General features: G+C 72.2%; 18 protein-coding genes. 12 read left to right on the top strand and 6 right to left on the bottom strand.

From position 1 onward, the window contains the following. The 5 genes from ACFYXU_RS06600 to ACFYXU_RS06580 all read right to left on the bottom strand — a co-directional run bounded on the left by ACFYXU_RS06600 (nt 1) and on the right by ACFYXU_RS06580 (nt 5,259). Complete coding sequence (locus ACFYXU_RS06600) at nt 1–1,386, bottom strand: sensor histidine kinase (RefSeq protein WP_389407625.1); 1,386 nt, start codon at nt 1,384–1,386, stop codon at nt 1–3. 8 nt (nt 1,387–1,394) lie between these two features. After that, a complete protein-coding gene (locus ACFYXU_RS06595) occupies nt 1,395–2,120 on the bottom strand; it encodes a response regulator transcription factor (protein ID WP_361392642.1) in 726 nt (241 codons plus the stop codon). 32 nt (nt 2,121–2,152) lie between these two features. Further along, nucleotides 2,153–3,247, bottom strand: coding sequence for a S1C family serine protease (locus ACFYXU_RS06590; RefSeq protein ID WP_389456696.1), 1,095 nt, complete (start codon nt 3,245–3,247; stop codon nt 2,153–2,155). A gap of 149 nt (nt 3,248–3,396) precedes the next feature. Continuing rightward, nucleotides 3,397–4,425, bottom strand: coding sequence for a LacI family DNA-binding transcriptional regulator (locus tag ACFYXU_RS06585; protein WP_329849791.1), 1,029 nt, complete (start codon nt 4,423–4,425; stop codon nt 3,397–3,399). 24 nt (nt 4,426–4,449) lie between these two features. Further along, entirely contained in the window at nt 4,450–5,259 is an 810-nt protein-coding gene (locus tag ACFYXU_RS06580; protein ID WP_361392648.1) for a response regulator transcription factor, read from the bottom strand. Nucleotides 5,260–5,496: 237 nt separating this feature from the next. Between ACFYXU_RS06580 and ACFYXU_RS06575 the strand changes: the two genes are divergently transcribed. The 8 genes from ACFYXU_RS06575 to ACFYXU_RS06540 all read left to right on the top strand — a co-directional run bounded on the left by ACFYXU_RS06575 (nt 5,497) and on the right by ACFYXU_RS06540 (nt 10,733). Then, nucleotides 5,497–6,315, top strand: a complete 819-nt coding sequence (locus tag ACFYXU_RS06575; RefSeq protein ID WP_361392651.1) for an alpha/beta fold hydrolase — start codon at nt 5,497–5,499, stop codon at nt 6,313–6,315. A 45-nt stretch (nt 6,316–6,360) separates the two neighbouring features. Further along, nucleotides 6,361–6,615 carry a MoaD/ThiS family protein gene (locus ACFYXU_RS06570; RefSeq protein ID WP_329849796.1) on the top strand — a complete coding sequence of 85 codons (255 nt, stop codon included), beginning with the start codon at nt 6,361–6,363 and terminating at the stop codon, nt 6,613–6,615. A 10-nt stretch (nt 6,616–6,625) separates the two neighbouring features. After that, a complete protein-coding gene (locus ACFYXU_RS06565) occupies nt 6,626–7,912 on the top strand; it encodes a hypothetical protein (RefSeq protein WP_389407623.1) in 1,287 nt (428 codons plus the stop codon). A 107-nt stretch (nt 7,913–8,019) separates the two neighbouring features. Further along, nucleotides 8,020–8,706 carry a DUF2993 domain-containing protein gene (locus ACFYXU_RS06560; protein WP_376509754.1) on the top strand — a complete coding sequence of 229 codons (687 nt, stop codon included), beginning with the start codon at nt 8,020–8,022 and terminating at the stop codon, nt 8,704–8,706. Between the two features lie 214 nt (nt 8,707–8,920). Next, entirely contained in the window at nt 8,921–9,001 is an 81-nt protein-coding gene (locus ACFYXU_RS06555; protein WP_351229977.1) for an Ms5788A family Cys-rich leader peptide, read from the top strand. Between the two features lie 167 nt (nt 9,002–9,168). Beyond that, nucleotides 9,169–10,008: a sulfurtransferase gene (locus ACFYXU_RS06550; protein ID WP_329849800.1), complete on the top strand. Its 840-nt coding sequence runs from the start codon at nt 9,169–9,171 to the stop codon at nt 10,006–10,008. A gap of 53 nt (nt 10,009–10,061) precedes the next feature. After that, entirely contained in the window at nt 10,062–10,349 is a 288-nt protein-coding gene (locus ACFYXU_RS06545; RefSeq protein ID WP_030220952.1) for a DUF1416 domain-containing protein, read from the top strand. A 120-nt stretch (nt 10,350–10,469) separates the two neighbouring features. After that, nucleotides 10,470–10,733 (top strand): DUF3099 domain-containing protein, encoded by a 264-nt coding sequence (locus tag ACFYXU_RS06540; protein WP_389407622.1) that lies wholly within the window; start codon nt 10,470–10,472, stop codon nt 10,731–10,733. A 49-nt stretch (nt 10,734–10,782) separates the two neighbouring features. Here the strand turns inward: ACFYXU_RS06540 and ACFYXU_RS06535 are convergent, their stop codons facing one another. After that, on the bottom strand, nt 10,783–11,145 hold the full coding sequence (locus ACFYXU_RS06535; RefSeq protein WP_389407621.1) for a DsrE family protein: 363 nt from the start codon (nt 11,143–11,145) through the stop codon (nt 10,783–10,785). Between the two features lie 202 nt (nt 11,146–11,347). Between ACFYXU_RS06535 and ACFYXU_RS06530 the strand changes: the two genes are divergently transcribed. The 4 genes from ACFYXU_RS06530 (at nt 11,348) to ACFYXU_RS06515 (ending at nt 13,844) form a co-directional block, all read left to right on the top strand. Next, nucleotides 11,348–11,584, top strand: coding sequence for a hypothetical protein (locus tag ACFYXU_RS06530; RefSeq protein WP_389407620.1), 237 nt, complete (start codon nt 11,348–11,350; stop codon nt 11,582–11,584). A 235-nt stretch (nt 11,585–11,819) separates the two neighbouring features. Continuing rightward, nucleotides 11,820–12,392, top strand: a complete 573-nt coding sequence (locus tag ACFYXU_RS06525; protein ID WP_329849808.1) for an FABP family protein — start codon at nt 11,820–11,822, stop codon at nt 12,390–12,392. A gap of 39 nt (nt 12,393–12,431) precedes the next feature. Continuing rightward, nucleotides 12,432–12,869: a transcriptional repressor gene (locus ACFYXU_RS06520; RefSeq protein ID WP_329849809.1), complete on the top strand. Its 438-nt coding sequence runs from the start codon at nt 12,432–12,434 to the stop codon at nt 12,867–12,869. A 9-nt stretch (nt 12,870–12,878) separates the two neighbouring features. Continuing rightward, on the top strand, nt 12,879–13,844 hold the full coding sequence (locus ACFYXU_RS06515) for a YgfZ/GcvT domain-containing protein (protein ID WP_376509743.1): 966 nt from the start codon (nt 12,879–12,881) through the stop codon (nt 13,842–13,844). Nucleotide 13,845 lies beyond the last annotated feature (1 nt).

Genomic DNA, 13,845 nt, shown 5'->3' with positions numbered 1-13,845 from the left:
TCACAGCTCCGGCGGCGGTGTCGGAGCGCCCGGCAGACGGAGGGTCGCCACCGTGCCGCCCCCCGGCGCCGGGGCCAGCGACACCGAGCCGCCCGCCTGCTGCACCGTCCGCGCCACGATCGACAGGCCCAGGCCCGAGCCCGGCAGGCTGCGGGCCGACGGGGAGCGCCAGAAGCGGTCGAAGACGTGTGGGAGCTCGTCCGGCGGGATGCCGGGCCCGTGGTCGCGGACGGTCAGCTCGCCCCGCATCAGGGTCACCTCGACCGTGCCCCGGGGCGGCGAGAACTTCACCGCGTTGTCCAGGACGTTCACCAGGGCCCGTTCCAGGGCCGGTGCCTCCGCCCGCACGTACCAGGGCGCCAGGTCCGTCACGAAGTTCAGCTCGGGGCCGCGCAGCCGCGCCCGGTCCAGGGCCGTCCGCAGGGTCGTGTGCAGCGGGACCACGCCGAGCGGGCCCGGCCGGTCCGCGTCCGGGCGGGCCAGCTCCTGGAGGTCGCCGATCAGCGCGGCCAGCTCCGTCATCTGCGCCTTCACCGAGGCCATCAGGGCCCGCCGGTCGTCCGGCGGGATCGCCCGGCCGGTCTCCTCGCTGCGGGCGAGCAGCTCGACGTTGGTGCGCAGGGACGTCAGGGGCGTCCGGAGCTCGTGGCCGGCGTCCGCGATGAGCTGCGCCTGCCGGTCCCGGGAGGTCGCGAGCGCCGCCGTCATCGCGTTGAAGGAGCGGGACAGCCGGGCGATCTCGTCCTCGCCCTCCACTGGGATCCGCACGGCCAGGTCCTCCGTCGCGGCGACGTGCTCGACCGCCTCGGTCAGCCGGTTCACCGGTTCGAGGCCGGTCCGCGCGACCCACAGCCCGGCCGCGCCCGCGCCGACGACGCCGATCCCGGAGACCAGGAGCAGCACCCAGCCGAGGGTGGACATCGAGTTGTCGATCTCGGAGAGCGGACGGGCGATGGAGACCGCCCGCAGCCCGGCGGGGCTGGCGTCCGAGTAGGTCCAGACCCGCATCTCGCGCCCGGCGTCGTCCTTCACGGTGTGCAGGACGTACTCCAGCTGCCCGCGCGCCACCGCGAGGTCCGCGGACCCCGCGGGGATCGGCGCCTCGCCCGAGGTGCACACGAAGCCGTTGTCGAGGATGACCTGCACGGTGTACGAGCCGCCCACCGGCGGGGGCGTCGTGCCCGCGCGGCAGTTCCCGAGCAGCGTCTGCACGCTCGCCGGGTTCAGGGTGGTGTTGCGCAGCGAGGAGTCCAGCTCGTTCTCCAGCTGCGCCCGCGTCAGGAACCAGCAGGCCAGCGACACGGCCGCGACGGCGACGGCCACCGCTACGGCGGTGAGCAGCGCCAGCCGCGACCGCAGCGGCCGCGAGCGGAACCAGTTCCTCATGCGGCCCGTCACTCCCCGCCTCCTCCGCGCAGCGCGTAGCCCACGCCCCGGACGGTGTGGACGAGCCGCGGCTCGCCGCCGGCCTCGGTCTTGCGCCGCAGGTACATCACGTACACGTCCAGCGAGTTCGAGCTGGGCTCGAAGTCGAAGCCCCACACAGCCTTCAGGATCTGCTCCCGGGTCAGGACCTGGCGCGGGTGCGCCAGGAACATCTCCAGGAGGGTGAACTCGGTCCGGGTCAGCTCCACGGTCCGCCCGCCCCGGGTGACCTCGCGCGTGGCCAGGTTCATCCGCAGGTCCTCGAAGGCCAGGACGTCGTCCTCGACGGGGGCGGCGGACGCGACGGCGTAGGAGCTGCGGCGGAGCAGGGCGCGGATGCGGGCGAACAGCTCGTCGAGCTCGAAGGGCTTCACCAGGTAGTCGTCCGCGCCGGCGTCGAGCCCGGTGACCCGGTCGCCGACGGTGTCGCGGGCGGTCAGCATGAGGATCGGCACGGTCGAGCCGGCGGCCCGGATCCGGCGGGCCGCCGTCAGCCCGTCCATGCGGGGCATCTGGACGTCGAGGACGACGAGATCGGGGGCGTACGACTCCATCGCGGTGAGGGCGTCGAGGCCGTCGACCGCGTCGAGCGTCGCGTACCCCTCGAAGGCGAGGCTGCGGCGCAGGGCCTCCCGCACGGCGGGTTCGTCGTCGACGATGAGGATGCGCTCGGCTTCGTTCTGCTGTCCCGTCATGGGCTCAGCGTCGCACGCCTCCGGTACGCCGTTCAGCTGCCGCCGCCCGCGCGGAGGGTGTTCAGGTCGGCCTTCACCGTGTCGACCGGGATGGCGAATCCGAGGCCGACGCTCCCGGCGGTGGAGCCGCTCGAAGAACTGGGCGAATACATGGCCGAATTGATTCCGATGATCTCGCCGTTCATATTGATCAAGGCGCCGCCGGAATTCCCGGGATTGAGCGAGGCGTCGGTCTGGATCGCCTTGTACGTGGTCTTCGACGCACCGGTGTCGCCGTTGAACCGCTGTCCGCCGAACTCGAACGGCCAGCCCTGGCTCGGGTCCCACTGCTGCCCGCCGCCCTGCTGCTGCTCCTGGCCGCCGCCGCCCTCGTCCTTGGCGACGGTCACGTCCCGGTCCAGGGCGGAGACGATGCCGCTCGTGACGGTGCCGGTCAGTCCCTCGGGGGAGCCGATCGCGACGACCTCGTCGCCGACCCTCAGCTTCGAGGAGGCGCCGAGGGTGGCGGCCTTGAGGCCCGAGGCGCCCTGGAGCTTGATGAGGGCGAGGTCCTTGTCGGGGTCCGTGCCGACGACCTCGGCCCGGTAGGTCTTGCCGTCGTCGAGCTGCACGGTGACCGCCGTGGCACCGGAGACCACGTGGTTGTTGGTGATGATCTCGCCGTCGGAGGTGATGATCACGCCCGATCCGGTGGACTTGCCGGAGTTCGAGGTCGCGGAGATCTCCACGATGGAGGGGGAGACCGCCTGGGCGACCCCGGCGACGGTGCCCTTGCTGCCGGAGGAGACGTTGGTGCCGCTGACGGCCGGAGCGGCGGCGCTCACGCCGGAGGGGTCGGAGACGAGGTGCTGGACCAGGGTCGCCGCGCCGCCGCCGACGGCGGCGGCCGCGATGGCCACCGCCGCCATGAGCCCGACCCCGCGCCGGGCGCGACGGCGGGGCGAGGGGCCGGGGGCGGGGACGGGGGAGGCGTGCGGCGGGTCCGTCGGCGGCGGCACGTGCCCGGCCGAGGGCCAGATGGTGGTGCCCGGCTCGGTGCTGATCGGCTGCGTCGGCTCGTACGGCGGCCTCGGCGGCTGCGGCGGGTAGTACGGCTGCTGCGGCTGCTGCTCCTGGAAGTCCGTCATGGCTATGACTTTCGGACGGTTTCATGAGAGCGGTCTGAGGACCGGCTGAGAAGCCCGACAGAAGCCTGTATGCCCGATATAAGGAAGCGGGTTTCCCCGGCTCGGCCAGGGCCCGGACGGAGGCCGGTACGGAGCGCCGTACCGGCCGCTCAGCCCCCGTCGCAGCCGCAGGAGCGGCGGACCACCAGGCCCGAGGGGAAGAGCTTCACCCGCTCGCGGCGCGAGCCCGAGACGCGGACCGAGTCGTCGAGGACCAGGTCCACGGCGGCCCGGGCCATCGCGGGCCGGTCCGAGGAGACCGTGGTCAGCGGCGGATCGGTGAGCGCCGCCTCCTTCACGTCGTCGAAGCCCGCGACGGCCAGCTCCTCCGGCACCTCGATGCGCAGTTCGCGCGCGGCCCGCAGGACGCCGAAGGCCTGGTCGTCGGTGGAGCAGAAGATGGCCGGCGGGCGGTCCGGCCCGGCGAGCAGCTTCAGCGCGACCTGGTAGGCGTCGTAGCGGTTGTACGGCGCCTGGAAGAGACGGCCCTCGATCGGGAGGCCCGCCTCCTGCATGGCCCGCCGCCAGCCCTCCTCGTGGTCCGCGACCGGGTCGCCGACGGCCGGGGTGTTCGGGACGCCGCCGAGGCACGCCACGTACGGGTGACCGTGCTCCAGGAGGTGGCGGACGGCGAGCTGGGCGCCGCCGATGTCGTCGGTCACGACGGCCACGTCGTCGATCGCCTCGGGCCGCTCGTGCAGCAGCACCACGCGCGCGTCCCAGGCCTCGATCTCGCTGGCGGCCTGCTCGCTCATGCCCTGGCTGACCAGGATCAGCCCGGAGACCCGCATGCCGAGGAAGGCCCGCAGGTAGTGGACCTCGCGCTCGGTCCGGTAGTCGGAGTTGCCGACGAGGACCATCTTCCCGCGCTCGGCCGCGGCCTGCTCGACCGCGTGCGCCATCTCCGCGAAGAACGGCTGCCGCGCGTCCGGGACGATCATGCCTATGAGGTCGGTGCGGCGCGAGGCCATCGCCTGGGCCACCCGGTCGGGCCGGTAGCCCAGCTCCTTGATGGCGGCGAGGACACGCTCGCGCGTGGCCGGGGCGACCGGCCGGGGTCCGTTGTTGATGACGTAGCTCACGACCGCGGTAGAAGTACCCGCAAGTCGCGCTACGTCATCCCGCGTCACCTTGGCCACGCGCGGCAGTCTACGCGGGGTGACCTACCTACCGGCAGGTCGCATTGTGGCATCCGCCACGTTCCTGTCCTCCGAGGGGGTGACGCCCTCCGTGGCGTCCTTGACGCGGGCGCTCGCGCGGGCCTCCTCCTTGGCGCGGGCCTCCTCCGCCGCCCGCTCGACCTTCTCGGGCGTGACGAAGCGGTAGCCGACGTTCCGGACGGTGCCGATGAGGGACTCGTGCTCGGGGCCGAGCTTGGCCCGCAGCCGCCGCACGTGGACGTCGACCGTGCGGGTGCCGCCGAAGTAGTCGTACCCCCACACCTCCTGGAGGAGCTGCGCGCGGGTGAAGACCCGGCCCGGGTGCTGCGCCAGGTACTTCAGCAGCTCGAACTCCTTGAAGGTCAGGTCCAGGACCCGGCCCTTGAGCTTCGCGCTGTACGTCGCCTCGTCGACCGACAGGTCGCCGTTGCGGATCTCCATCGGGGAGTCGTCGGAGACGATCTGCTGGCGGCCCATCGCGAGCCGGAGCCGGGCCTCGACCTCGGCCGGACCGGCCGTGTCGAGGAGCACGTCGTCGATGCCCCAGTCCGCGGTGACGGCCGCGAGGCCGCCCTCCGTCACGACGAGGATCAGCGGACAGCCGGGCCCGGTGGAGCGCAGCAGCTGACACAGCGAGCGGACCTGGGGGAGGTCGCGCCTGCCGTCGACGAGGATCACGTCCGCGCCGGGGGTGTCCACGAGCGCCGGACCCTCGGCCGGGGCCACGCGCACGTTGTGCAGCAGCAGACCGAGTGCGGGAAGCACCTCGGTCGACGGCTGGAGGGCGTTCGTCAGGAGCAGCAGAGAACTCATCGCGCCGCACCTTCTTCGGTCGTCGTCGATCCGTCGTGCGTCGATCCGTCGTGCGTCGTCGTTCGCTCGTCCATGACGTCGGTTCCTCCTCGGTCCCTGCGAGGACGTCTATGTGTGCTCACGTGTGGCTCTCGCGCCCTGAGAGCTTTTGTTCATCCGTCCGTAACAACGGTCGGAAAACGCAAAAGGACCCGGGGGCTGCGTTGCCCGGATCCTCTGGCAAGCAGAATAGCCCACATGAGTTCCGAGGCAGAGGGTCGATTTCACATCCTGGATGTTTCCTCGCTCACTTCCGTCCACCGCCCGATGACCCGGCGCGCAATGCTGCGTACCGATGACGGTGTCCGGATCGAGGCGGTTTACGAACCTTCCGGGGCCAGTGTCACCGATACGGCGGTCGTCGTCGCGCACGGCTTCACCGGGTCGGCCGACCGGCCCGCCGTCCGGCGCGCCGCCCGGGTCCTCGCGGAGCGCGGCGCGGCCGTCGTCACCTTCTCCTTCCGCGGCCACGGCCGCTCCGGCGGCCGCTCCACCGTCGGCGACCGCGAGGTCCTCGACCTGGCCGCCGCCGTCCGCTGGGCCCGCGAGCTGGGCCACGCGCGCGTGGTGACCGTCGGCTTCTCCATGGGCGGCTCGGTCGTCCTGCGGCACGCGGCCCTGGCGCGGGGCACGGAGGCCCGCGCCGACGCGGTGGCCGCCGTGTCCGCGCCCGCCCGCTGGTACTACCGGGGGACGGCCCCGATGCGCCGCCTCCACTGGGTCGTCACCCGGCCGGCGGGCCGCCTCGTCGGGCGGTACGGCTTCGGCACCCGGATCGACAGCGGGACCTGGGACCCGGTCCCGCTGTCCCCGGTGGAGGCGGTGCCGCTGATCGCGCCGACCCCGCTGCTGATCGTGCACGGCGACCGGGACGCGTACTTCCCGCTCGACCACCCGCGCGCGCTGGCCGCCGCGGGCGACGCGGAGCTGTGGCTGGAGCGGGGCATGGGCCACGCCGAGAACGCCGCCGACGAGGAGCTGCTCGCCCGGCTGGGGGACTGGCTCACGCGCGGATAGCCCATCATGGGGGGCGGCGCGCAGACGAACGAAGGGAGCGCCGCTATGGCAGCGGGAACCATCCGCTACTGGGCCGCGGCCAAGGCCGCCGCCGGTGTCGCCGAGGAGCCGTACACCGCGGGGACCCTGGCCGAGGCCCTCGACGCGGTCCGCGCGGAGCACCCGGGCGAGCTCGTCCAGGTGCTGAAGCGGTGCTCGTTCCTGGTCGACGGTGACCCCGTCGGGACCCGGAGCCATGAGACGGTACGGCTTGCCGAGGGCGGCACGGTCGAGGTGCTCCCCCCGTTCGCAGGAGGGTGACCCCCACAGCATGAGCAACGACCAGTACCACGGCGGGCAGCCGTACGACCCGTACGCGAACGGGCAGCAGAACCCCGCCGACGTCACGCAGACGTGGGAGGGGCAGACCTGGGACACCACGTACCAGCCGGCCGTGTCGTACGACCAGGTCCAGGCGGCCCGGGCGGCCGGGCCCCAGGAGCCGCACCCGCGGCCGTACGAGCAGCAGGCGTACGGACAGGCCCCGGAGCAGCCGCCGGAGGGGCAGGCGTACGGACACCAGCCCCCCGGGCAGCAGATGTACGGGCAGCAGCCCTACGCCGGGCAGGGGTACGGGCAGCAGCCGCCGTACGAGCAGCAGCCGCCGTACGAGCAGCAGCCGCCCTACGCGCAGCAGGCGTACGCCTCGCAGGGGGCGCCCGCCGCGTACTACGAGGAGCCGGCCGCCGAGCCCGCACCCGAGCCGGCCGCCGCCCCCGTGCCCCCGGCCGCCGCCGCCCCCGCGGCCCCGGCCGGGGAGGGGCCCGCCTACTCCTCGCCCACCACCTCCGGGAACACCCGCATCACCGACGCCCAGCGCGCCCGCGCCGAGGGCCGGTCGCCGATCATCGCGCCGGGCATGCGGCCCGCCGCCCTGACCGCCGTCCTGGGCCTGCTCCTCGCGGGCGGTGCCTCCCTCGGCCCGTACGGGCTGCTCGTCCCGCTCGTCCTGCTCCAGGGCCTCACCGCCGCCGGCTGGTTCCGGCTCAACGGCATGTGGCCCGCCCGGCAGGGCATCGCCCTCGCCTTCCTCGGCGGCCTGGTCTCCGACGCCGCGCTCCTCGCCGTCGGCCGGGAGCACGCGGCCGCCGCGATCCTCGGCACGCTCGGCGTCTGGGTGCTGCTCTGCCTGGTCCTCCAGCTGCGCAGCCACGCCGACCCCGACGAGCGCATGTACGGCCTGATGGCCACCATCGCCGCCGCGGCCCTGACGGTCGTCGCCACCGGGCACCTGGGCGCCGAACCGGACGCCGTGGTCGTCGGCGGGGCCGCCGTCGCCGCCGCCGTCCTCGCACGGGCGCTGCCGCTGCCCGGACCGGTCTCCGCGGTCGCCGCGCTGCTCGCCTCGGCGGGCGCCGGGATCGCCGCCGGCGGCGTCACCGACCTGGGCTCCTCCGGGGCGCTGCTCGGCCTCGGCGCCGGCGTCTGCGCCCTGATCGGCCTGCGGGTGGCCAGCTACGACTACCCGTCGCGCTTCGTCCACATGACCGCGGGCGTCGCGCTGCCGCTCACCGCCGCCGCACCCGCCGTCTACCTGCTGGGCCGCGCACTGGCCTGACCGGCGGTCCCTCCCGCCGCGGGAACCAACCGGCCCTCCGACACGTCGATCTTCGTGTCGGGGGGCCGGAACTGTTACAGAAGGCAAAACGGGGGGACGCTCAGCCCATGCGAGCACTGCGGATTCTGTTGATCTTGGCCGTCGTGCTGGGCGGGATCCTCGTCGGGATCGACCGGCTGGCCGTGTCGTACGCCGAGTCGGAGGCGTCGAGCCGGGTCAAGCTGTCGGGCACGCGCGCCGACGCGATCGACGTCGACATCAAGGGCTTCCCCTTCCTGACCCAGGTGGCGGACAAGCGCTTCGACGAGGTCGACGTGAAGGCGACCGGCGTCCGGGCCTCGGCGGGCGACAAGGACATCCGGGTCGGCGAGCTGACCATGGCCCTGCGGGACGTGACCGTCACCGGCGACTGGGCGGGCGCGAAGGCCGGCTCCGCGCGCGGCACGGCCCTCATCTCGTACCCGGACCTCACCGCCGCCTCCGACCGGGGCGCCACCGTCGCCTACGGCGGCGACGGCAAGGTGAAGGTCACCGGCAGCGTGAAGATCCTGGGCCGCAGTCTGACCCGCTCGGTGCTCTCCACGGTGACCGTCGTGGACGGCGACACCCTCAAGGTCCGCGCCGACGAGGTGCCGGGCGAGGGCATTCCGGGCGTGGAGGACCTGGTCCGCGAGCGGACCGACTTCCAGCGGTCGATCGGCAGGATCGCCGGCATGAAGGTGGAGAAGGTCGAGCCGCGCCCGGACGGCCTGGCGGTCACGGTGACCGGAAGCGACGTCGTCCTGGCCGGGTGACGGGGCCCGGGGACGGGTACGGGGGCCTGAGGGCCCCCGTTTTTCATATGCTGAGACATCGGCGTCCGATCCGCAGAAGACGAAGCGGACACCGGGGTGCGGAGGCGTCCGGAGCCGACGCGCACCGTGATCACGTCTCGTATCTCGGACGATCGCGTCTCAAAATACGACACACCGGTGACACGGCCGCCTGTCCGTCCCTACGATCGAGGGCATGAAGCGACAGGCGGATCTCACGAAGCGGCGGGCAGTCGACCTGTGCCGCGTCGCCGCCATGCTCTGTCGCCCGGTCTGAGCGGGACGCCCACTCCCGTATCCCGCAGGCCCTTCGACCGAGGTCGGGGCCGCCCTGTGCAGAGCCGTACGCACGTCCACCGTCCGTACGCACGCGACGACGCGTACCGGCCGCACGCACCGCACCACCGCAGCACGCCCCCGCACACTGCCCCGGAGGAGAACAGCATGGCTCGCAGCGACGTCCTGGTCGACGCGGACTGGGTCGAGGCCAACCTCGACAACCCGCAGGTCGCCATCGTCGAGGTCGACGAGGACACCTCGGCGTACGAGAAGAACCACATCCGCAACGCCATCCGGATCGACTGGACCCAGGACCTGCAGGACCCGGTCCGCCGCGACTTCATCGACCAGGAGGGCTTCGAGAAGCTCCTGTCGGCCAAGGGCATCGGCAACGACACCACGGTCGTCCTCTACGGCGGCAACAACAACTGGTTCGCCTCCTACGCGTACTGGTACTTCAAGCTCTACGGCCACCAGGACGTCAAGCTCCTCGACGGCGGCCGCAAGAAGTGGGAGCTCGACTCCCGCGACCTCGTCGTCGAGGTGCCGGCCCGCCCGGCCACGGAGTACAAGGCCAAGGCCCAGGACTCCTCGATCCGCGCCTTCCGCGACGACGTCGTGTCCGCGATCGGCGCCCAGAACCTGGTCGACGTCCGCTCGCCCGACGAGTTCTCCGGCAAGCTGCTCGCCCCGGCGCACCTCCCGCAGGAGCAGTCGCAGCGCCCCGGCCACGTGCCGAGCGCCCGCAACATCCCGTGGTCGAAGAACGCCAACGACGACGGCACGTTCAAGTCGGACGACGAGCTCAAGGCCCTCTACGAGGACGAGCAGGTCGACCTGGCGAAGGACACCATCGCCTACTGCCGCATCGGCGAGCGCTCCGCGCTGACCTGGTTCGTCCTGCACGAGCTGCTCGAGGTCCCGAACGTCAAGAACTACGACGGCTCCTGGACCGAGTACGGCTCCCTCGTCGGCGTGCCGATCGAGCTCGGCGCCAACAAGTAACTCCCCGGATCCCTCCCCTTCTCCGGACCCCTCGACCGTAAGGACAGAACGACATGTGTGGAGCGCAGCCCGGCGGCCCCGACGCCTCGACGATCAAGCCCGGTGAGACCACCATCCAGGGCTTCGTGACCAAGGACGGCGAGCCCGTCACCGGTTACGTCCGCCTCCTGGACTCGACCGGCGAGTTCACGGCCGAGGTCCCGACCTCCGCCACCGGTCAGTTCCGTTTCTACGCGGCCGAGGGCACCTGGACGGTCCGCGCCCTGGTTCCCGGCGGCACCGCCGACCGCAAGGTCGTGGCCCAGAAGGGCGGCCTGGCCGAGGTCGCCATCGCCGTCTGATCCGACGGCACCCGAACGGCCGGAGGGCCGTGCCTCCTGGGGGGTTGGACGCCTATTCCAGGACTTGAGGCACGGCCCTCCGGTCTGTCCGCGTGCGGCTTCCGGTCGTACGCTGGAGGGGTGTACGCACGACGTCGCCACGTCTACTTCTGGATGATGGGCGCCTGCCTGCTGCTCTTCGTGGGCGCCTGGGCCGTCGTGCGGCTCTTCTCGATGCCGGTCGCCGTCGGCATGTGCGTCGTCGCCATGGTCATCCCCCCGGTCGCCGCGATGGTCGCGAACCGCCGGGGCCCGGACGACCGCTGGTGGGACGATCCGTCCGGCGACCAGAAGTCGGACGAGTGGTGGGACGAACTCGACGGCAAGAAGCGCCGGGAGCGGTGAATCGGTAGCCGCGAGCGGTGAATCGGTAGCCGGTAGCCGGGACGGTGGATCAGTAGACGAGGGCCTGCGTCCCGTCGGTCATCGCCTCCTGGACGAAGACCTGGGCGCCGGCGATCCGGACGCCCTCCAGGACGTCCCCCTCCGTGATCTCCCGGCGTGCCGCGCACTGCGTGCAGAGCGTGACGCGGCCGGCCGCCAGGATCGAATCGATCAGGTCCGGCAGCGGCGCCGCGTGCGGGAGGTCGAACTCGGCCGCGCGGCCCGGCAGCGCGAACCACGAGGACTCGCCGGTCAGCCAGAGCGAGACCTCGACGCCGCTGGCGACGGCGACGGCGGCCACCGTGAAGGCCTGGGAGCAGCGTTCGGGGGCGTCGGCCCCGGCGGTCACCTTGATCACGAGCTTCTTCGCCATATGCCGAACTGTAATGCGAGCCGGCGCAACTCCCCGCGCCCCTCACGTGTCAGCTGTGTGCGCGGGTGACGGAATCCGCGCTTCAGGTCTCGTGGGGGGACTCTTGAGCATCGAAGAAAGTATCCGAAACACGGATACATCAGAACCGCCAGGGGCGGAGCCGGCTCCGGAAGCCGCACCTCCGGTCCGGCAGCCGCGCCGTGTGCTCCGCACCGTCGGGCTCCTCGCCGTCGCCGCCGTCCTCGGCCTCGTCGGCGGCACCGCCGTGGGCTACGGCATCCATGCCGACCGCGAACCCACCGCGCTCCCGCCGCTGAACCAGCCCGGCCTCGCCTACCCGGCGAAGCCGCTCGCGGTGGTCACCCAGACCCGGAAGGGCGGGACGCTCACGGTGCCCTTCCAGCAGACCGTCGCGCTCCAGGCGCAGCTGCTCGGCTGAGCCCTCGGCGATCTTCGGGAGACCCACCTCACCGAGTGGGCCGGACCCCCGCCCACTAAGCTGGGGTCCGGCCCGTTCCGCCTTCACCGCTCAGTCGAGGAGCACCCCGTGATCGTTTTCTTCGAAACCCTCCTGGTCCTGGTCGCCGTCGGCGTGATCGCCTTCGCCGGTCTGACCGTGAAGAAGCTGTACCAGGGCCAGCGGTAACCACTTCTAGAGAACGCCAGAGCTGCTCATGATCGAGATCCCGTCCGACCTCAACCCGGACCTCGTCCCCCTCGCGTTCCTGCTCGGTACGTGGGAGGGCGCGGGCGTCTCCGACTTCCCCGGCGCCGAGAAGTGCAACTTCGGCCAGTCCGTGACGTTCAGCCACGACGGCCGGGACTTCCTCGAGTACCACTCGCACTCCTGGGTCCTCGACAACGACGGCAACAAGGTCCGTCCGCTGGAGAGCGAGAGCGGCTACTGGCGGATCGACAAGGACCGCAAGGTCGAGATCGTCATGGTCCGCGACCAGGGCATCGTCGAGATCTGGTACGGCGAGCTCGCCGACCAGAAGCCGCAGATCGACCTCGCGACGGACGCCGTCGCCCGCACCGCCGCCTCGGGCGCGTACAGCGGCGGCAAGCGCCTCTACGGCTACGTGAAGAGCGACCTGATGTGGGTGGGCGAGAAGGCGACCCCCGAGGTCCCGCTCCGTCCGTACATGTCGGCGCACCTGAAGAAGGTCGTGACGCCGGAGGAGGTCGCGGAGATGGCCCGCAACCTTCCCGACATGCCGGACGACGGCATCGCCTTCTTCCGCTAGACACTCCGGGTGCCCGCCGCGTCCTCATACACTGGGGGCGTGGTGAGCACCGACTGGAAGAGCGACCTGCGGCAGCGCGGCTATCGGCTGACGCCGCAGCGCCAGCTTGTCCTGGAGGCCGTGGACGCGCTGGAGCACGCGACTCCGGACGACATCCTCGGCGAGGTCCGCAGGACGGCCTCCGGGGTGAACATCTCCACCGTGTACCGGACCCTGGAGCTCCTGGAGGAGCTCGGGCTCGTCAGTCACGCGCATCTGGGGCACGGGGCCCCGACCTATCACCTGGCCGACCGGCACCACCATCTGCACCTGGTGTGCCGGGACTGCTCCGAGGTGATCGAGGCGGACGTCGAGGTGGCCGCGGAGTTCACCGGGAAGCTCCGTGAGACCTTCGGGTTCGAGACGGACATGAAGCACTTCGCGATCTTCGGCCGCTGCCGGGACTGCTCGAACAAGGACGCGGCCGGCGGGTCGTAGGCTTTCTCCATGAAGAGCCCTCTGTTGTCCCTGCCCGGCGCCGTCCCCGCCGAAGGCCGCGACGAAGGCGTCGCCGCGCACTACGGCGATCTCTTCCGCGAGCAGCGCGCCCTCTCGGAGGGCGACGGTTTCGTCGACCTCTCGCACCGGGGCGTGATCGCCGTCTCCGGTGCCGACCGGCTGAGCTGGCTGCACCTGCTCGTCACCCAGCACATGACGGACCTGCCGCCCGGGCGGGCCACCGAGGCGCTGATCCTCTCCGCGAACGGGCACATCGAGCACGCCCTGTACCTCGTCGACGACGGCGAGACGGTGTGGGCGCACGTCGAGCCGGGGACGCGCGAGGAGCTGCTGACGTACCTGGAGTCGATGAAGTTCTTCTACCGGGTGGAGGTCGCCGACCGTACGGCGGACCTCGCGGTCGTCCACCTCCCGGCCGGCTCCATCGCCGAGGTGCCCGAGGGCGCGGTCGTCCGGGAGACCCCGCACGGCCGGGACCTGTTCCTGCCGCGCGCCGCTCTGGAGTCCTTCGCGGCCTCGCACGGTCCGGCCGCGGGGATCCTCGCGTACGAGGCGCTGCGCGTCGAGGCGCACCGGCCGCGGCTGGGCTTCGAGACCGACCACCGGACGATCCCGCACGAGGTCGGCCTCATCGGCAGTGCCGTCCACCTCCAGAAGGGCTGCTACCGGGGCCAGGAGACCGTCGCCCGGGTGCAGAACCTGGGGAAGCCGCCGCGCCGCCTGGTCTTCCTGCACCTGGACGGCAGCGAGGTGCTGCTGCCGGGCCACGGGACCCCGCTGCGGCTCGCGGCCGACGGGGAGGAGGGCCGCCAGCTGGGCTTCGTGACGACGGCGGTCCGCCACCACGAGCTGGGGCCGATCGCCCTGGCGCTGGTCAAGCGGAACGTGCCGGTGGACGCGCCGCTGATCGCCGGGACGACGGCCGCCGCGCAGGAGACGGTCGTCGAGCCGTAGG

The sequence above is a fragment of the Streptomyces sp. NPDC002232 genome (assembly GCF_042890295.1).
Classification (GTDB): domain Bacteria; phylum Actinomycetota; class Actinomycetes; order Streptomycetales; family Streptomycetaceae; genus Streptomyces.
The sequence above is the reverse complement of the archived record's forward strand: the minus strand, read 5'-3'. Positions and strand labels throughout refer to the sequence as shown.